At 53.8% G+C, this 19,169-nt stretch carries 18 protein-coding genes; 16 read left to right on the forward strand and 2 right to left on the reverse strand.

Annotated features, from left to right (window positions below):
- The first annotated feature begins 60 nt into the window (after positions 1 to 60).
- The 16 genes from IE090_RS04590 to IE090_RS04665 are packed head-to-tail and all read left to right on the forward strand — an operon-like array spanning position 61 to position 16,551.
- Positions 61 to 1,002, forward strand: coding sequence for a type IV pilus biogenesis protein PilM (locus IE090_RS04590; RefSeq protein ID WP_189387167.1), 942 nt, complete (start codon positions 61 to 63; stop codon positions 1,000 to 1,002).
- Complete coding sequence (locus tag IE090_RS04595; RefSeq protein WP_189387168.1) at positions 992 to 1,621, forward strand: hypothetical protein; 630 nt, start codon at positions 992 to 994, stop codon at positions 1,619 to 1,621. The genes IE090_RS04590 and IE090_RS04595 overlap by 11 nt, the downstream gene beginning before the upstream one ends.
- Complete coding sequence (locus IE090_RS04600) at positions 1,618 to 2,277, forward strand: hypothetical protein (RefSeq protein ID WP_189387169.1); 660 nt, start codon at positions 1,618 to 1,620, stop codon at positions 2,275 to 2,277. The genes IE090_RS04595 and IE090_RS04600 overlap by 4 nt, the downstream gene beginning before the upstream one ends.
- Entirely contained in the window at positions 2,270 to 2,587 is a 318-nt protein-coding gene (locus IE090_RS04605; RefSeq protein ID WP_189387170.1) for a hypothetical protein, read from the forward strand. The genes IE090_RS04600 and IE090_RS04605 overlap by 8 nt, the downstream gene beginning before the upstream one ends.
- A 3-nt stretch (positions 2,588 to 2,590) precedes the next feature.
- Positions 2,591 to 4,180: a pilus (MSHA type) biogenesis protein MshL gene (mshL, locus tag IE090_RS04610; RefSeq protein WP_189387171.1), complete on the forward strand. Its 1,590-nt coding sequence runs from the start codon at positions 2,591 to 2,593 to the stop codon at positions 4,178 to 4,180.
- A complete protein-coding gene (locus tag IE090_RS04615) occupies positions 4,180 to 5,085 on the forward strand; it encodes an ExeA family protein (protein ID WP_189387172.1) in 906 nt (301 codons plus the stop codon). The genes mshL and IE090_RS04615 overlap by 1 nt, the downstream gene beginning before the upstream one ends.
- The gene (locus IE090_RS04620) at positions 5,082 to 6,209 is read left to right on the forward strand and encodes a hypothetical protein (RefSeq protein WP_189387173.1); all 1,128 of its coding nucleotides are present in this window, start codon (positions 5,082 to 5,084) and stop codon (positions 6,207 to 6,209) included. Before IE090_RS04615 ends, IE090_RS04620 begins: the two co-directional genes overlap by 4 nt.
- Positions 6,206 to 7,924, forward strand: coding sequence for a GspE/PulE family protein (locus tag IE090_RS04625; RefSeq protein WP_308428484.1), 1,719 nt, complete (start codon positions 6,206 to 6,208; stop codon positions 7,922 to 7,924). The genes IE090_RS04620 and IE090_RS04625 overlap by 4 nt, the downstream gene beginning before the upstream one ends.
- Before the next feature lie 2 nt (positions 7,925 to 7,926).
- Positions 7,927 to 9,150 carry a type II secretion system F family protein gene (locus IE090_RS04630; protein WP_189387174.1) on the forward strand — a complete coding sequence of 408 codons (1,224 nt, stop codon included), beginning with the start codon at positions 7,927 to 7,929 and terminating at the stop codon, positions 9,148 to 9,150.
- An 11-nt stretch (positions 9,151 to 9,161) separates the two neighbouring features.
- Complete coding sequence (locus IE090_RS04635; protein ID WP_189387175.1) at positions 9,162 to 10,067, forward strand: hypothetical protein; 906 nt, start codon at positions 9,162 to 9,164, stop codon at positions 10,065 to 10,067.
- 17 nt (positions 10,068 to 10,084) lie between these two features.
- A complete protein-coding gene (locus tag IE090_RS04640) occupies positions 10,085 to 10,537 on the forward strand; it encodes a prepilin-type N-terminal cleavage/methylation domain-containing protein (RefSeq protein WP_189387176.1) in 453 nt (150 codons plus the stop codon).
- Positions 10,538 to 10,543: 6 nt separating this feature from the next.
- On the forward strand, positions 10,544 to 11,014 hold the full coding sequence (locus IE090_RS04645) for a GspH/FimT family pseudopilin (protein WP_189387177.1): 471 nt from the start codon (positions 10,544 to 10,546) through the stop codon (positions 11,012 to 11,014).
- A 12-nt stretch (positions 11,015 to 11,026) separates the two neighbouring features.
- Complete coding sequence (locus tag IE090_RS04650; protein WP_189387178.1) at positions 11,027 to 11,512, forward strand: type IV pilus modification PilV family protein; 486 nt, start codon at positions 11,027 to 11,029, stop codon at positions 11,510 to 11,512.
- On the forward strand, positions 11,512 to 12,300 hold the full coding sequence (locus tag IE090_RS04655) for a prepilin-type N-terminal cleavage/methylation domain-containing protein (protein ID WP_189387179.1): 789 nt from the start codon (positions 11,512 to 11,514) through the stop codon (positions 12,298 to 12,300). The genes IE090_RS04650 and IE090_RS04655 overlap by 1 nt, the downstream gene beginning before the upstream one ends.
- Positions 12,290 to 12,700 (forward strand): hypothetical protein, encoded by a 411-nt coding sequence (locus IE090_RS04660; protein ID WP_189387180.1) that lies wholly within the window; start codon positions 12,290 to 12,292, stop codon positions 12,698 to 12,700. The genes IE090_RS04655 and IE090_RS04660 overlap by 11 nt, the downstream gene beginning before the upstream one ends.
- Entirely contained in the window at positions 12,697 to 16,551 is a 3,855-nt protein-coding gene (locus tag IE090_RS04665) for a DUF6701 domain-containing protein (RefSeq protein WP_189387181.1), read from the forward strand. The genes IE090_RS04660 and IE090_RS04665 overlap by 4 nt, the downstream gene beginning before the upstream one ends.
- A 44-nt stretch (positions 16,552 to 16,595) precedes the next feature.
- Here IE090_RS04665 and ntrC read toward each other — a convergent pair whose 3' ends face one another.
- Together ntrC and glnL are read right to left on the reverse strand one after the other, a co-directional pair.
- Positions 16,596 to 18,020: a nitrogen regulation protein NR(I) gene (ntrC, locus tag IE090_RS04670; RefSeq protein ID WP_189387182.1), complete on the reverse strand. Its 1,425-nt coding sequence runs from the start codon at positions 18,018 to 18,020 to the stop codon at positions 16,596 to 16,598.
- Positions 18,017 to 19,093, reverse strand: a complete 1,077-nt coding sequence (glnL, locus tag IE090_RS04675; RefSeq protein ID WP_189387183.1) for a nitrogen regulation protein NR(II) — start codon at positions 19,091 to 19,093, stop codon at positions 18,017 to 18,019. The genes ntrC and glnL overlap by 4 nt, the downstream gene beginning before the upstream one ends.
- Positions 19,094 to 19,169 lie beyond the last annotated feature (76 nt).

Consider the following 19,169-nt stretch of genomic DNA (forward strand, 5'->3'; position numbering starts at 1 on the left):
GCCAGTATCGTCCTCGCCTATAACGGGTGGTAGGCGCAGGCAACAAACAGTGAGTTACGAGTGAGCTGGAAAACAGGCTGGCGCTGGCCAGGTAAATCACACGCAGCCAAAGGCTGTATCGGAATCGCACTGCATCAGGGGCAGGCATTTGGCGTGCATTTTAACGGCAGCGGCGTCACCCAATGCTACCGTCCGGCTGATGGTGAGAGCGGTTTGGAAGGCCTGAGCCAATGGCTGCAGCAGTTGCCTGCGGTGAATGCGCCGGTGCACATGATGCTGGACCATCAAGATTATGAACTGCATATGGTTGAAGCTGCACCCGTGCCGGATGAGGAACTCAGCGATGCCATGCGTTTTCGGGTAAAAGACATGCTCAGCATGCCGCTGGAGGATGCCATCGTGCAGGCCACGCGCCTTCCCGCCGATGCTTACCGTGGCCGCCAAGACATGGCCTTTGTCAGTGCCGTTCGCCGCGATCATATTCGCAAACTGGTGAAATGGTGTCATAACCGCGACTTGGAACTGCAGCAAATTAGCTTGCCAGAGTTCAGCTTGTTGAATTTGGTGACGGCGCAACTGGTCGAGCACAGTGTTGCTTTGCTGCGTTTGGATGAGCACTCCGGTGCGCTTTATGTGTATTACGACGGTGCCTTGTATCTGGTGCGGTCATTGGCCATTGGTTATGCAGATTTGCAATCCAGCAACGCTTCTGAGGCGCTGGCCCTAGACAGCAATGAGCAACTTGAACGCTTGGCTTTGGAGTTGCAACGCTCAATGGACTTCTACGAAAGCCAGATCGGTATGGGCAGCATTGGCCAAATTTGGGTGCTTAAGCCTGATCAAGGTGATTTAGACGAGCCATTACCACGCTTGGAAGACGTTCTAAACATACCGGTACGGCAAATTAGCCTCGACAGTCTTTACAACCAAATGCCTGGCGATACCGGCTTATCAGCCTCGTTATTAACTGCGTTAGGAGGGTGCTTGTCGCATGAGTCCTGACGTTAAACAACGCATCAATTTTTATACGGCTGAGTTTCACCCGCCACGCTTACCAGCGCCGGTGGCGCGTTTGTTACTGGGGCTGGCCGCGGTGAGCATCGTACTGCTGATGATTGGCAGCGTGCTGAGCTGGCAGGCGCAACAACAGCAGCAGCAACGCGATCATTGGCAGCAGCAGCGCGAACAGGCATCGACTCAGCTACAGCAACTGCGCGATAGCCTGCCTCCGCTGCAACAGGATGCTGACCTGCTGGCTCAACAGCAGCGTTTGCAAAGCCAGCGCCGTGGTGCACAAGCGGTGCTGTCCTATCTGACTCAGGGCAAGTTAGAGCAAAGCCAAAGCTTTTCACGTTTGCTGCAAGGTCTGACACAGCTGTCTGGCCAAGGCGTGTGGTTAGCTGGGGTGCGCATTGAGCGGGGTGGCGAAGCCTTGACTTTAAAAGGCTATTTACAGCGTCCGGAGCAACTGTCGACCTACGTTGAGTCGCTGCTGCAGTTGCCGGGTTATCGAGGCCGAGCGTTCCGTCATATCCAGCTGCAAGAAGTGGAAGAGCAAAACTGGTTACAGTTTGAGCTCGCCAGTGACGGCGTGGATGATGAGCAGGGGGATAACGGATGAGCTGGTGGCAGCATCCCCAGGCGCAAAAACTGATTCAGGCCTACTTAAAGTTATCTCAACGCGAGCGGTTACTGCTGCAGGTGACCTTGTACATAGGCGTCATTTTGCTTTGTGTGTGGTTATGGTTTGAGCCCAGCTGGCAGCAACATCGATCAGCCGCTGCTGAGCAGCAACAGTTGCGCAGTGAAACCCAACAATTGCACCAGCAGTTGCAAGCGTTAGAACAGCAGCCAAGACGCGACCCCAATGCCGAATTGCAACGCATTATTGCAGATGAGCAGCAACAGCTGCAGCAACTGCGTCAGCGCATTGGCCAGCTGACCGATGCCCTCGTTAGTCCACAGCAGATGTTGGCGGTGTTGCGCAGCCTGCTGCAGGCCGATCAGCGCTTACAGCTGGTTGCACTCAGCAACAGCACACGCGAGCGCGTTGAGTTAGGGGAGGCCTATCAAGATGTGCGCCTCTATCGCCATGGCTTGGAGCTGACCATGACCGCTACCTACCCAGGTTTGGTGGACTACCTCAATCAGCTCGATCAAGCCCCTTGGCAACTGTATTGGCAGCTACTCGACTATGAAGTTGATCAATATCCGCGCGGTCAGGTGACGTTAAAAGTGTATACCTTGAGCACCCAAGAGGAGGTCATTGGTGGCTAAGCAGCTTGTGCTTTTATCGCTGGTAGCGCTGTCTTTAGTTAGCCTGACGGCGGTGGCTGCCGACCCAACACGTCCGCCTCAATGGTCTGTCGGCAGCGAGGCAGTAGTGCGCTCAGAGTTGGTACTGCAGCAGGTGATATGGCGTTCCGACGCGCCGCTGGCGGTGATTAACCAACAAGTGCTGGCGCCGGGCGATAGTGTCGACGGTGCTACCCTTCAACATATTGGCCGCACCCATGTGGTGGTGGTTCAGAACGGCCAGTCGCGCCGTCTGGACTTGCTGGCAACAACCAAAACAAAGGTGCAGTAACGCATGACAGCTAAGGGCTATTTTTTGTATCACACTTGGGTTGGCCTGCTGTGCTTGGGCTTGTCTGGCTGCGCCATGCAACCCACCCAAGCGCCTGTGGAAAAGGTCAATCACACGCCATTGTTGACCACGGAGCCCCAAGCCGAGGCCGAGCCATTAGCGCTGGAGCAATTGTTGCCCCCCATAGAGAACCTGGCTGAGGAAGCACCGCGTTTCGATGTGGTGGCCGACCGCACCCCGGCACAGGCATTTTTTAATAGCCTAATTGATGGCAGCGGCCAGAATCTGATTGTGCATCCGGATGTGCAAGGTGAGATCAGTCTGAATCTGAGCAATGTGACATTGGAGCAAACGTTAGAAGCCGTGCGCGATGTGTATGGCTTTGATTTTGTGCAAGGCACCTATGGCATTCGTATTCTGCCGCCGACTCAGCAAACCCGAATTTTCCCCATCAACTATTTGAACGTGCAGCGCTCTGGACGCTCTGGCATGAGTGTCAGCAGTGGCCAGGTGTCGTCTACCGACACCCAGCGGGCCGACGATAGCAGCACCACCTCCGCTCGTCGTAGCAGTACGGTCAATAGCAGCGAGGTAGAAACCAGCAGCGGCACAGATTTTTGGACCAACTTACAGTCAACCCTGCAGCTGTTGGCGGCGGATGAAGAAGGGGCCCGAGTGGTGGTCGACGCCCATGCCGGCATGGTGGTGGTCAAGGCCATGCCATCCACCTTGGCACACATTCAGCATTACCTAGAAAAAGCCGAACTCAGCGTACGCAAACAGGTGTTGATTGAAGCCAAAGTGGTGGAAGTGACTCTAAATGATGGCTTTCAATCGGGCATCAACTGGTCAACCTTGGCAGCACAAGGCAACGCGGATTCTTGGAGCGGCTCACTTAGCTCAGCGGCACTGAGAAACCCAGACTTTATTGAAGGCATTTTTTCACTCAACCTGGATGTGGGTGATTTCACTGGTACCTTGCAGCTGTTAGAGACCCAAGGTGATGTTAATGTGCTCTCCAGCCCACGCATTGCCACGGTCAACAACCAAAAGGCAGTGATCAAAGTCGGCACCGACGAATACTTTGTGACCGATGTCAGCAATTCCACCACCACCACCACCACGGGTAACACTCAAACCCCAGACATCGAGCTGACGCCGTTTTTCTCCGGCATTGCTTTGGATGTGACGCCGCAAATTGGCGAACAGGATGAAATCATTTTGCACGTTCACCCGACCATTACCGAGGTCGAGTCACGCACCAAAACCATCGAGCTGAGTCAGGATGAATTCAAACTGCCGCTGGCCTTTAGTACGGTGCGCGAAACCGACTCCATTATTCGTGCTCGGTCGGGCCAAGTGGTGATTATTGGTGGCTTGATGCAAAACCGTGAGTTGACTAAGGTCGCCAGCGTGCCGCTGTTGGGTGATATCCCGGTATTGGGCTGGTTGTTCCGCCAAACCCGCTCGGAGATGCGCCAAAGTGAGCTGGTGATTTTGCTGCAGCCGCGCATCGTTGGTGGCGCGCTTCAGCCTGAGCAAGTTGAGCAGCTCAATCGCCGTTATTCAGGCCTGGTGCCAGCGGAGGACTGATGGAGGCCCTGGCTCGGCTCAATGAAGGGTGTCAGCAGCATTTTGGTCTGCAACAGCCACCTTTTACGTTAACGCCCAACACCCGCTTTTACGTGGATTTGCCGGCGCAACGTCAGGCTTATGAGCAAGTGCACTATGCATTGGCCTCCGGTGAAGGCTTTGTCAAAGTCGTGGGCGAGGTGGGCACTGGCAAAACCATGCTGTGCCGTCGCTTGCTCAACCAGTTGCAACAGCAAGAGTGTGTCACCCTGTACCTACCCAACCCTCAACTGAGTGCTGATGGCTTATGGCTAGCTCTGGCGCGCGAGCTGGAGTTAAGTGTTAAAGGAAGATCCTTGGCTACAGTGCAGCAGGCGCTGCAGCAACAATTATTGCAACATGCGCAGCAGGGGCGCCAAGTAGTGTTGCTGGTGGATGAAGCGCAAAGCATGCCGAAAGCAACCTTGGAAGCGCTGAGATTGGTCTCAAATCTGGAGACAGAGCAGCAAAAACTGCTGCAAATCGTGTTGTTTGGTCAGCCAGAACTGGATGAGTTATTGCAGCAGCCTGGGTTGCGCCAGCTGCAGCAGCGCATCACCACCACTGCCCGCCTGAGCCCGCTGGCCAGTACCGAGATGCTGGCCGATTATCTGCAACAAAGGCTGAGTGCGGCAGGCCATCGCGGCATGCAGGTGTTCAGCCGTGACGCGGTAGACTATTTATGGCAAGTCAGCGGTGGCGTTCCGCGTTTGGTGAATGTTCTGGCTGGCAAAGCGCTGTTGGCGGGCTATGGCCAGGGCGTTGCTCAGATTCAGCGCACCCATGTGGCACTGGCGGCGGCGGATACTGAGTCGGCTCGTGCGCCCAAGCGCGCGCCGCTGTGGTGGTCCGCAGCTGTATTAGCGGCTTGTATGGTGATGCTATGAGCCTGGTACATAAAGTGTTGCAGGATATCGATCAGCGTCAGGGCGATGCGCCGTCGTTACCGCCAGGCCTGCAAGCCAAGGAGCCTCAACGGTCGATATGGCCGGCGCTGGCGATGGCGGCGTTACTGTTGTTGGTGGTCTTGGTAGTGGCTTGGCGCTTGCTGGTTACGCCGACAGTCGAAGCAGAGCGACCTGCGCCAACCTTGGCGCAGCCGGCCGACACTGAGGCGACGCAACCATCGCTGGCAACTCCAAGTGAATCTAGAGAACCTGCTCATGTTGCCAATTTGTCTACTGCGCCATCGGCTGCCGTTAATGATCGAGTTGAGCCGGACTCACTGCAAGATGAGTCGCTTACATTGGAAGACGAGTCACCCACATTAGAAGGTGAGCCAGATGTATCGGCAGAGCCGGTCATCAGCCAATCGACCGTGAAAGTACCTGCTGTACCGGCGGCGGTGAATGAGCATAAGTCTGACGAGCTTTCTGCATCGCCCAGTGCTACCAAAGCAGTGGTCGATCTGGCACCGGAGCGAGCCATCGCCGAAGTGAAAGAAAGCAATGATTTTAGTAATGAGCCCTCGCCGCCAGCGGCTCAAGTCGAGGCCACCGCCAAGGCTATGAACCCAGCGCCCGCCAGAGTGACGCGGCGGGGTGATGGCGAGCGTGAGCAATTTGCCAAAGCCCTGCAGCAGATGCAAAACGGTCAATGGTCGGCGGCGCAACAACAGCTGCAGCCGCTACTGGAAAGTCAGAACGACACCGCGCTGGTGCGCTATCGCACGGCATATTTGCGCACCCTAGTAGAGCAGCAGTTATGGACTGAGATGCTGCAGTTTTATCGCCAGCACCAAAGCATCACAGCCGCCAGTTGGTTGGCGGTCGCCGCACCGGGTTTGCACATGGCCGGTGAGCATCGGTTGGCGGCACCCGCCTATCGACAGCTGATGCGCCAGCAGCCGCAGCAGGCCAGCTGGCCGCTAGCGCTGTTATGGCTGTACCGACAAATGCAGCAGCCAGAGGCCGCGCGTCAACTGTTGCCACAATTGGCACGCTACCCCAATTTGAATGCGCAGCAACGGCGTTGGCTGCAGCAGCAGGCACAGGAGTTAACGTCCTCATGATGCAAACAACCGCCTCCGGGCCGAAAAAACGTGTACGCGTTGGCGACTTATTGCAGGAAAAAGGCCTGATCAGTGAAGAGCAACTTCTGGCAGCACTGGCCGAGCAAAAACGCACGGGCAAAAAACTGGGCCGTGCCTTGGCCGACTTGGGCTTTGTCAGCGAAGACCAACTGCTGCAAACCCTGGCCGACTATTTTTCTTACCCCTTTGTCGAGCTGGCACGCTTTCGCCTGAACAGCGAGTTGATTGGCCTGTTGCCAGAGTCTCAGGCGCGGCGGTATCGCTGCTTGGTGTTAGCGGAAGAGCAGGATGGCCTGCTGGTCGGCATGTCTGACCCAACAGATTTGATGGTCATCGATGACTTGCAGCGTATTTTGAAGCGGCCTGTGTATCCGGCGTTTGTGCGCGAACGTGAACTGCTGTCGATTCTCGATTCGAGCTATCGCCGCCAGGAGCAAATGGCCAGCATCGCCGGTGAATTGGAAGGCGAGCTGAGCAGCAGTGATTTTGACATCAACGAGCTCGGTGTCGGCCCAGACACCAGCGACGCCCCGGTGGTGCGCTTACTGCAAAGCCTGTTTGAAGATGCGGTGCAAATCAAAGCCTCCGACGTGCACATTGAGCCCGAAGAAAGCCAGCTACGCATTCGCTTGCGGGTCGATGGTGAGCTGCAAGAACAGGTCATGAAAGAAAAACGTGTTGCCTCGGCGTTGGTGTCACGCCTCAAAATCATGTCTGGCTTGGATATTTCAGAAAAGCGCTTGCCGCAGGACGGCCGCTTTAATATCCGGGTAAAAAACCGCAACATCGACGTGCGTTTGTCGACCATGCCAGTGCAGTTTGGTGAGTCGGTGGTCATGCGTTTGCTCGACCAAAGCGCCGGCATTTTGGATATGTCGGCATTGGGCATGCCGGCGACGATTCAGCGCCACTTTGAGCATTTAATTACTCGGCCTCACGGTTTGATCTTGGTTACCGGGCCAACCGGTAGCGGTAAAACCACCACACTGTATGCCGCGTTAACGCGCCTAAATCAGCCGCAAAAAAAGATCATTACCGCCGAAGATCCAATCGAATATCGTTTGCCGCGCATTAATCAGGTGCAAATTAACAGCCGCGTTGGGCTGGATTTCGCCACCGTGCTGCGCTCGGCTCTGCGCCAGGACCCAGACATCGTATTGGTGGGGGAGATGCGTGACCATGAAACCGCTGAAATTGGTCTGCGTGCCTCCATGACGGGCCACATGGTGTTGTCGACCTTGCACACCAACGATGCGCTGTCGGCTGCCGATCGCCTGTTAGATATGGGCCTCGATCACTACCTGGTAGCGTCTTCCTTGCGCGCGGTATTAGCGCAGCGGCTGGTGAAGCGTCTGTGCCCGCACTGCCAGCAACCACACGAGACCAGTGAGCAAGAGAAAGCTTGGCTCAGCAGCTTGGACGAAAGTGCGATCGAGCATCCGTTTATTGAAGGTCGTGGCTGCCATCATTGCCACAACACTGGCTATCAGGGTCGCATTGGCATTTACGAGTTGTTGGAGATGAACAGCGATTTAATTGCTGCCTTGCGGCGCAAAGACAGTCACGGCTTTGCCATGGCAGCAGCGCAGGCACCGAACTTTCGTTCACTTTCCCACTGTGCGCTGGATTATGCCCGTGAAGGTATTACCTCGCTGGAAGAAGTCTTCCGTGTGGCGGCAACCTTGGACGACTAACAATGGAATTTAGCTACCAAGGGCGCGATGCCAGCGGCAATAAAGTAGAAGGGCAGCTGCAAGCACCGAGCGAAACCGTTGCCCTCAATACCCTCAGTGATCGCGGCATCACAGTGACAGGGCTGTCGACGGCGGTGGTGGAGGCGCAATCTAATCATGCCGGTGGCATACAGTGGCGCCAGCACGTCAGCATGGACGAGCTGATTTTATTTACCCGCCAACTCTATGCCTTGACCAAAGCCGGCATTCCCATCATTCGCGCATTAAATGGCTTGGCGGAGTCGTCGCACAATCGCTTGCTGCAAGCCACTTTGCGCGATGTCAGCGATTCACTGGTATCCGGCTCTGAGCTATCCACGGCGTTTCGTCGTCATACGGCGCTATTTTCACCAATTTACGTCAACTTGATTCAAGTCGGCGAAAACACCGGTCAACTGGATGACGCCCTGCTGCGTCTGGTCGATCACCTGGAAATGGAGCGTGAAACTCGCAAGCGGGTGAAATCGGCACTGCGCTATCCAACGCTGGTGATCGGTGCCATCAGCATTGCCATGGTGGTGATTAATCTGTTCGTCATTCCCGCGTTTGACAATGTGTTCGCCAAACTCGGTGCCGATTTGCCCTGGCCGACGCGGGTACTCATGGCGACGTCGAGTTTTTTTCAGGCTTATTGGCCGTATATGTTGGCCGGTTTGATTGGCGGTATCGCCTGGTTGCGCTGGTACGCCCAGACCGAAACGGGCGGTATTTGGTGGGATCAAAAGCGCCTGCGTATGCCGTTAATTGGCAGCATTTTCGAACGCATTGCTTTGGGCCGCTTTTCGCGCTCTTTTGCCATGATGATGGCCGCCGGTGTGCCTATTTTGCAATGCATGACGGTGGTGGCCGACAGCGTCGGCAATCGCTATATCGGCCAAGCCATTCGCGGAATGCGCAGCGGCATCGAAAGAGGCGAGCGCCTTACCAGTACCGCCGCCGCCACGGGCATGTTTACCCCCTTGGTGCTGCAAATGCTGGCGGTGGGTGAAGAAACCGGCGCCATCGAGCGGCTGTTAAACGAAGTGGCCGACTTTTACGAACAAGAGGTGGACTACGAGCTTAAGCGTTTGGCGGATGCCATTGAGCCGATATTGCTGGTGTTTTTAGGTGCATTGGTATTGGTGCTGGCATTGGGCGTATTCCTGCCCATTTGGGATTTGGCCGGTGCCGCTTTGGGCAGAGGCTAGCGGTGACTGATATGCCCCTTGATTGCCGTCAATACCAAGCTCGCCATAGCCATTATGCTGGCCATAGATGCTCTGGCTACAGCCAGTTGCAAGTGGCTGTGGGCCTGGCATTGCTGGCGGCGTTATTGGCTTTTTTTATACCGCGCGCGACGCTTTTGTTAGAAGAGGCACAGCGTTTGCAGGTAATGGCAGAAACCAGTCGCTTTCGCGCCGCCGTATTGGCGCTTAGAGCCAGTTGGTGGAGTAGCGGGCAACGCCCGGTCTGGCTGCAGTTGCCGCTGGTCGGCGCTGCTAGCGAAGCCTTGATACGCGCTGATACCATTAGACCAAATGCGACAGAGTCGTCTGTGACAGCACAAAGCACGACCCTTGAAGGTAAAAGAGAATGGCAGAATACGACAAAATTTGACGCCGTTGCCATGACACCTTCAGGTTGGCCGATCGATTGGCGATTTTTTGACGCCAATGACGCGTTGCCTCAGCAACCGGCTAGGCTAACCAATGGCGGTTGTCAGCGCCTATGGCATGGGCTGCAAGCTGAGGGCGCCAAAGGGCAAAGTGAAGGCCAACATAAAAGTGAAGGCGACAGAGCAAGTGAGCAGGCGGTCGCCGGCAGCTGGGCAAGATTGATTCGAGCTGCAGGGCTAAATTACCGGCTGCAAATGCAGCAGGCGTTGGCCTCACAGCAAGGCTGTTTTTACCTGCTGGCGGCAGAACCCATGGCGGAAGGTTTGTTACAGTCGCCGCCGCAGCTTGGCAACCAAAACAATACAGGGCAGGCAGTTGTGCTTAATAGCGCACAGCCTCCCACCACCGAAGAAAGTCAGGTGATGGACGCTTGGCTTAACCGCGACGGACAGCAAGGTTTGATTGTTTATAACGTCCAATCCGGGCGTATAACTTGGCACTTCCGATAACACAGGAGTCGGACTCTATGAAAAAGCAAGCAGGTTTTACTTTGATCGAACTGATCATGGTGATTGTGATTCTCGGCGTTTTGGCTGCCTTTGCGCTGCCGCGTTTTGCGGATTTGGGTGGTGAGGCGCGTAGTTCTACGGTTCAAGGTGCTCTGGGTGCGGTTAAGTCGGCAGCCAATATTGCTCATGCAAAGCACTTGGCTGAAGCCGACGGCGATTCAACAGTGACGTTGGAAGGGCTGACTATCAACATGGTTAATGGATATCCTGCTGCTGGCGATGCAACGACTGCCGGTATTATCGAGTCAGCAGGTATCACTTCGGATGACTTCGATATTTCGTATGGAACGGGAACAGTCACCATTGCGGCTAAAGGTGCCAGTGGCACTTGCGAAATGGTTTATACCCAAGCGGCAGCAAATTCTAGTCCGGAGTACTCGATTGATGCCGATGCAGCAAACTGTAATTAATCTATTTTGAAACAAACACAAGGCTTCACCCTGGTCGAGCTGATTATTACCATTATTTTAATGGGTATTTTAAGCGTCTCGGCCAGTGCCTTGTTTTTTAATCCGTCGGCGCTGTCTGCGCTGGCGGTGCGTGATCAGCTGTTGTCGGCATTAAACCAGGCGCAGCTGAAAGCTCTATCAACCGGTCAGCCGGTGCAATTGGTGTTGAGCCAATCTGCCTCTGATTGGACACTGGTGCTCACTGCCGCACCAGGCACGCCACAAGCGCTGGAGGTGCAACGTCAGGTTTATGAACGTCAGCAAGCCACCGTGGCCATTAACGGCTCAGCCCTCAGCAACGGCGCTAATTGGAGCCAAACGTTTACTAACCAAGGCGCGATTGCCAGTCAGCAACGCTTGGTGTTTACCTCGTCAAACAGTCATGCCCTGTGCTTGGCATCATCCGGCTATGCCTATTCTGGCAATTGCCAGCCCTGAGTTGTTATCCCCATGAAGCGGCTAATGCGTGGCATTACCTTGGTCGAACTGGTGATTACCATTGTGATTATCAGTATTGCCATGGTCGCCAGCGTATCGAGCTTTTCTGTCATCACAGGTCGCACTGCCAATGCCATGGTGCAAACGCGCTCGTTGGAACTGGCACAATTATATTTGGATGAAATTCTGGCCCGGCGCTTTGATGAAGCCAGTGACCCCACTGGCATACCCACTTATACCGGCGCGTGTCGCATTACCGACGATGGCGAAAATCGCGGCCAGTACGACGATGTTGATGATTTTCATGGCCTTAGTGAATCGCCACCGGCGTTAATCGATTTGCCCGCCGAGGCGGATTACAGCGGTTTTCGCGTGGATGTGGCTGTCGTTTGTGATAACGGCGTGGGCACCAATGGCGCTGCTAAGCGCATCACCGTCACCATTACAGCTCCAGATGGCAGTCAAAGCCCCTTTAGTGCCTATCGGGGGAATTTTTAATGCCACGGCAACGCGGTTTTACCTTGGTTGAGATGGTAATAGTGGTGGTGATTTTAGCCATTGTGGCCGCCATCAGTGTGGTGATTGTTCGCCAGTCAGCGCAAAGCCTGGTGGATTCTGGCGCCCGCCAGCGGCTGGCGACCAATGCCGGTTTAATTAATCAACAAGTAAGTCGCGCCTTGCGAGAAGCCTTGCCAGGCAGTATTCGAGTATTTGCCGGCAACAGTTGCATTGAATTTATGCCCATTGTGGCCGCCAGTCGTTATACCCAGCTCAGTGTCGGCGATGCCATTACCCAGTTTTCGGCTTTTTCCTACGGCACCGAGCAGGCCGGGCGAGTGGCGGTGTATCCATTGCCGGGGGGCAACTTATATGCGCTGAATAATCCTGGGCCGCTTACCAACGCCATTGCTACCTTGCCTGCGGGCAATGAGGTGGTGGTGAATTTGGCCGCGGCGCATACCTTTCCTGTTGATTCCCCGAGTCGGCGCTTCTTTTTGGTGGCAACGCCGCAAACCTTTTGCCAGCAAGGTAGCTTTTTGTACCACTACCAAAATTACGGCACCCTCGCCAACAGCGGCAATGTGGTTGCTGCGTTACCCAGCACTGAAGCCGCTGGCCGTCGGGTAATGGGTGCGGGGCTTACGGTAGATTCGTTAACTTTTCGAGTCACGCCACCCACTTTACAGCGCAACGGCGTGGTAACGTTTGAATATCAACTGCAGGATGCTGCCAATCAGGAAACCTTGAACGTGGTGCAGGAGGTGCAATATCGCAATGTACCTTAATGACTATGCTCAGCAGCGCGGAGCGGGTTTGCCGCTGGCGATTTTTATTGTGACTGCATTGGCGTTAATTATTACTGCCATGTCGCAATTGCAATCCAGCTCCAGTGCCAGCGTGGCTTTGCAACTTAATTCGCAACGGGCGTTTTATGCCGCTGAGTCTGGCGCGCAATTAGCGATGAATGTGCTGTTTCCACCCGACGGCAGCGCAGGACTTGCCTGTGCAACGACGCCTTTTTATAGCCAGAATTTTACCGCCACAGGCCTCGCTGGCTGTCAGGCCAGTGTGCAATGCACGGCGGTAACGGCCGGTGCTGATAGCGTTTTTACCTTGCGCTCAACGGGCAGCTGCGGCAATGGCGCCAGCCAAGCGCGGCGTGTTATTGAGGTGCGGGCACAATGAAATACGTGTGGTGGCTGTTGTGTTGTTTCTTTATTGCGCCGGTATGGGCAGCACCAGGCGATATTATTTTTAGCGATGACTTTGAAAGTGGCAGCCTGGCGCCCAACTGGAGTACCTCAGATGCCTTTGCTTCCGGCATAAATGGTATGACATCCAACTCAGGCAATTTAAGCCTATTTTTGCATTGGCAAGATGTCAGTGTGCGTACGTTGGCGCTCGATTTAAATGTGCCAGAAGCTGAGCTAAGTTTTTGGTGGCGTCGCGGTGATGATAGCTTTAGTGAATATCCAGATAATCAAGAAGACTTAGTGGTAGAGTATTTAAATAGCAGCGGCACTTGGATCGAGATAGACCGCTTTCCGGGCGGAGGTAATCGAGGAGAAATAGGTTTAGCTGCTTATTCTTTACCCGCGGATGCTTTGTTTTTAGGCGGTGCTATTCGCTTTCGCTTTGAAGGTGGCTTTAGTGCGCAAGGGTTTGACTATTGGCATATTGATGATGTGGTAATCGAAGAAGCTGGCATTCCGCCTAGTGGCTATTGTACGCAAAGTGGCATCATCTTCTGTGACGAGTTTGAGCGTGCCAGCATTGGAAATGATTGGTCTATTGCTACAGCTGAAGGTGGCGCGGCTATTACAAGTGCTGTATCTAGCAGTGGTCGTCGTTCATTGAGCACTTATGCGGGCGAAGTGAGTGCTCAATTAAAAACACTCGATTTGAGCAGTTACAGTTCGGTCACTTTGGAATACTGGTGGGCACGTGGTAACGACGCTTGGGATCCCAGTGAAAACCCCGAAGGCAATGAAGATCTTGTGCTTGAGTATCGTACTGGCTCAGGTGGTTGGGTCGAGTTAGATAGATTGAATGGCAATGGCTCGCCAGGATTTAGCGAAAGCCAACAATTAATACTGCCGGTAAACGCCTTAGTCAGTGATTTTCAGCTCAGGTTTTACCAGGAGCGTGGCCAAAGGCGGAATACCGGAGAGCCACTAGATTACTATCATATAGATAATGTGCGCCTAACTGCTGAAGCATCATTACAATGCTTTTTTGATGACTTTAATCGCGGCAATATCGGTAATGATTGGGTGACATCAGCGGTGGCAGGTGGCTTTGCTCCGCAAATTGTTAATAGCCGGTTGCGCTTAACTCAAGACACTAATAACCAGTCTACGGCTGCCTCGCTGCAACGCTTGTTTCCTGCCGATAGCAACATCGTTACCATTGAATACGATCACTATGCTTGGTCAACTTTGGGCGGCTCGGGTGCCGATGGCATTGCGGTGGTGTTTTCTGATGCGGCGATTACGCCACAGGCTGGTAGCTTTGGTGGTTCATTGGGGTATGCGCAACGCAATAATGGCGATGATGGTTTTGCTGGTGGTTGGGTCGGTATTGGTATTGATGAATACGGCAACTTTGCCAATCCATCAGAGGGTCGTCAGGGCGGCATCGGGCGTACGCCAGACAGTGTGACATTACGTGGCAGTGGCGTTGGCCAGGCTGGCTACCGGTTTATTGCCAATAGCGGTGGCTTAAATCCAGGCATTGATCAGCGCAATGCGTCAGCTAATACTGGTGGGCCTAATCATCGCTACCGTTTTGTTATTGATGCGCGTACCGATGGTCAAACTTGGGTCACAGTGCAACGTAATACTGGGCCGGGCTTTGCCAATGTGATAGGCCCTGTAGATGTTGAAACTCAGCCAGGCCAGGCCGCTATTCCACAGAATTTATTGTTATCCTTTACCGGCTCTACCGGTGGCTCGCGCAACGTACACGAAATCGATAATTTAGAGGTATGTGCAGCCGAGTTAAACCCAGTGGGCTCCTTGGTGCATCACTTTGAATTTTATTATTCCGGCAATGGCCTGACCTGTACCCCCAAAGAAAACATCCTCATTCGTGCCTGCGCCAATGCGGATTGCAGTGCGTTGTTTACCGACCCAGTGGAAGTCACTTTAGGTCCCAGTGGTTGGGTTGGTGGCGATACCTTTACCATTACGGGGGGAGAGGCTACGGTAAGTCTAGCGGTCACTACAGCTTCGACGGTGGATTTAGAAGTCATTAGCTCTGATCCGCTCACTCAAGCCTTTACCCAGAATTTATGCAGTATTAATGGTGGTGCATTAACGACTAATTGCTCGCTGTCATTTTTAGATTCTGGCTTGCTGGTCACTGTGCCCAATATGACGGCTAATTTGCCGGTGACAGCCACCATTGCTGCGGTAGAAACAGCCACGGACAGCAAAGTCTGTATCCCTGCGTTTGCGAATGTGGATAAAACCGTGGCGTTCTGGTCGGGTTATGTGAACCCGAATAGCGGCACCTTGCCGGTTCAACTGGATGATGGCTCTGGCTTTAGCAGTATTAGCGGCAGCGAAGCGGCGGCTACCAACGTTACCTTAAGCTTTGATGGCACTGGTGAAGCGGACATCCTGCTGAATTACCAGGATGCCGGTTTGATGAGCTTATCAGCGCGTTACACTGGCAGCGGCGACGATGCTGGCTTGATAATGGATGGTAGCGATCAGTTTGTCAGTGTGCCGGCAGGTTTTTGCATGGCGACCAGTTCCAGCTGCGCAGCAGCAGACAGCAGTTGCCCAATATTTGGCACTGCTGGCGAGAACTTTCCGCTAACCATTACTCCCGTAGCTTATGATGGCGACAGTGATTATTGCAGTGGCAACAGTGTTACGGAAAATTTTGCATCTAACATGACGTTAAATCATGCGTTAATCGCCCCCAGTGGCGGAGCGCCTGGCACTTTATCGCCCGTCAGTTACGGTCATAGCTTGGGCGGAGCGCTGACCTTAACTGATGTGCGTATTTCTGAGGTCGGGGTGTTCCAGTTGGATACCGCCATTGATGGCGGCAGTTATTTAGGCGTGGATGTGTCCCCTGGCAGCAGCTTTGAGCCGGGTGTCACCAGCTTGCCCTTTGGGCGGCAAATTCCCTACCGCTTTGCGACGTCCGTTAACCCAGGTGAACTGGCGCCGGCTTGCGGTGGCTTTAGTTACATTGGTGAGCCACTGTCGTGGTTAACGCCACCCAGCATTGGTCTAATCGCAGTCAATGCTCAGGGCGATACTACGCTCAATTATTCGTTTACGGGTTTTAATAGGCTAGAAGTAGATAATTTTGAACCTGAAACCATCGGTACCGATAACTCTAATTTGGGCACCGATGGCAATACCTTGGCTGTGAGTGAGACATTTAATGCCGGTACGCTATCGGATATTGGCAGCCTGCCGTCTGGGCGGTTGGAGTATGTGTTTTCTAATACTGATGCCCTGAGTTACAACAAAAGCCTGCTAGCCAGGGTTGCCCCTTTTAATCCCGATTTGACGATTACCCTAGCAGACTTTCAAGACGATGACGGCGTTGGTCATACACAGCCAATATCGGAATTAAGCTTTAATCCACAAGCCAATTTTGAAATGCGCTATGGTCGCTTATGGCTGGAAGATACCTATGGCCCAGAAACTCAAGACTTGGCGATGCCAATGCGCACTGAGTTTTTCAGCGCTGCTGGGCGCTTTGAGCAAAATATCGATGACAGCTGCACGGTGTTTGCCTCAACGTCAGCCGCTTTGGCGCCAGCGGGCTTTACCAGTTTACAGGCCACAGCAGGCACCCTAGTGACTGGCCGCGATGCCACGGCTTTCATTTTAAACGCCTCGACACCGAATCAAGGCAGTGTTGACGTAACTTACGATGCCGCCACTGTATTGCCCTGGTTGCAGGACGACTATGACGACGATGGCAACTTAGATAATCCAAGCGGCACAGCGACGTTTGGAATCTACCGTGGCCATGATCGCGTCATTTATTGGCGTGAAGTACCGTGATAGAAACACGTTGATAAGAGCACCGCGATCAGCGCAGCTGTGGATTATTCGTCGTGCTCATCGTCATCGCTGGAATGTTCCATATCCAGTTCTTTGATTTTGCGCGTTAAGGTATTGCGCCCCCAGCCGAGCAAGTTGGCGGCATCCCGGCGGCGACCGGCGGTATGCTTTAACGCCGTTTCAATCATAATGCGCTCGAACACGGGCACAGCTCGATCCAATAATTGCGTGGTGCCATGGCTGAGCTGTTGGTCGGCCCAGTAGCGCAGCGCTTGCTCCCAGTTTCCCGATGTTTGGCTGCTGCCTTTTTGCTCTAATAATTCGGGCGGTAAATCGCTGACCATGACTTCACGGCCGGATGCCATCACGGTAATCCAGCGGCAGGTATTCTCTAGCTGACGCACATTGCCAGGCCAGTCGAGGGCGGACAAAAACTCCTCGGTTTCCGGTTTTAATACTTTGACTTCGCTGTCTAACTCGTCGGCGGCACGCTTTAAAAAGTGACTGAGCAAACGTGGAATGTCTTCGCGTCGGTCGGCCAAACGTGGCAGATGCACGCGAATAACATTTAAGCGGTGAAATAAGTCTTCGCGAAAGCGGCCTTCTTTGACCAGTGTTTCTAGATTTTGGTGAGTGGCGGCGATGATGCGTACGTTGACTTTAATGGGAGTGGTACCGCCAACGCGGTAAAATTCGCCATCGGCCAAAACCCGCAGCAGCCGTGTTTGTGTCTCTGACGGCATATCGCCAATTTCATCTAAAAATAGCGTGCCGCCATCGGCTTGCTCAAAGCGTCCACGGCGCTGGCCACCAGCGCCGGTGAACGAGCCCTTTTCATGACCAAACAGTTCGGATTCAATTAAATCTTTAGGAATGGCGGCCATGTTCAACGCAATAAAGGGATTGCCGGCACGTGGGCTGTGCTTGTGCAGCGCATGGGCGACCAGCTCTTTGCCAGTGCCGGATTCGCCATTAATCAATACCGTGATGTTGGATTGTGACAAGCGACCAATGGCGCGAAACACTTCCTGCATGGCCGGTGCTTCGCCGATGATTTCGGTGTTGTCTTGCTCGGCCACCATGGCCGGTTGCTGGGCATTGAGCTCAGCAAAATGGGCAATGGCGCGTTGAATCAGTTCAACGGCATCGTCGACGTCAAAGGGTTTGGGTAAATACTCAAAGGCACCTTGGCGGTAAGACGACACAGCGCTTTCGAGATCTGAGTGCGCAGTCATAATAATCACGGGCAAATCTGGATGGGCCTCGTGTGCGCGACGTAACAGCTCCAAACCGTCCATGCCGGGCATGCGAATATCAGAAATAATCGCATCCGGGTGCTCGTGCTGAAGCTGGCGCAATGCCGGTTCGGCTTGCTCGAACACTCGGGTGGTGAGATTGGCCTGCGACAGGGCTTTTTCCAGTACCCAGCGGATGGATTTATCGTCATCAATAATCCAAACAGTGCTCATAAGTTTTCCAACGGTAAGTAAATAGAGAAAATAGTGCTGCCCGGCTCGCTATCGAATTCGATAATGCCGTTGCATTGATTAATAATAGATTGCGCAATAGAAAGCCCCAGGCCGGTGCCGTCGGCTCGACCGCTGACCATAGGGTAAAATAAATCTTCCTGAATATCGGCGGGAATGCCAGGGCCGTTATCCTGAATATCAATTTGCACCACCAAACGGTGGCGCTTATGGCCGATGGTGAACTGGCGTACCGTGCGTGTGCGCAAGCTTAGGGTTGGCTGAAAAATATGGCTTTCCAGCATGGCTTGCATGGCATTGCGACAAATATTCAGCAGCGCCTGGATCATTTGATCTTTGTCGGCCAGCAGTTCCGGAATGGATGGGTCATAATCGCGTTGAAAAAGAATGCGATTGTGCGATTCCACACCAATCAGCTGGCATACCCGCTCCAGCACTTCGTGAATATTTACTTCTTCTTGTTTGGGGATTTGTCGTGGCCCCAATAAGCGATCCACCAAATCACGCAAACGGTCGGCTTCTTCAATAATGATTTGGGTATATTCGCGCAGGCCTTCTGAAGGCAGCTCTCGCTCCAGCAGTTGCGCTGCTCCGCGAATACCGCCCAACGGGTTTTTGATTTCATGGGCTAAGCCGCGTACTAGTGAGCGCGTGGTTTCTTGCTTGGCAATTAACTGCTCTTCGCGACTGATGCGCATTAAACGATCACGCCCCTGCAGTTCAATTAACAAGGTGGGCAGGCGGGTTTCTGGGTGGGAAACCGGACTCACGCTGTAGTCCATGGTGACTTGTTGCTGATTGTGCAGCAGGATGGTGGCTTCGCGCTTGGTAAAGCTGTGGCCGGTCACGACGGCGTCTTCTAAGGCCTGGCGGTCTTTATCGTCTTCGACCACCATTTCCCAAAAATGAATGCCCAAACCGCGCTTACCACTCATCTCCAGCAAAGCTTCGGCTGCTGGGTTCATGTAGGTGACGGTGAGGTCCGCATCCAGCAACAGCACCCCGGTATTTAGGTGTTCCAGTAGGCGTTGGCTGATGACAGGACTGGCTAGCATGAATGTTCCCCCTTTGATTTAGGGCATCAGCAAAAAGCGAGCCAGCTTAAAAGCATCTGTTTTTAAGTGCACAATC

The organism is Bacterioplanes sanyensis, from assembly GCF_014652515.1.
GTDB lineage: Bacteria > Pseudomonadota > Gammaproteobacteria > Pseudomonadales > Oceanobacteraceae > Bacterioplanes > Bacterioplanes sanyensis.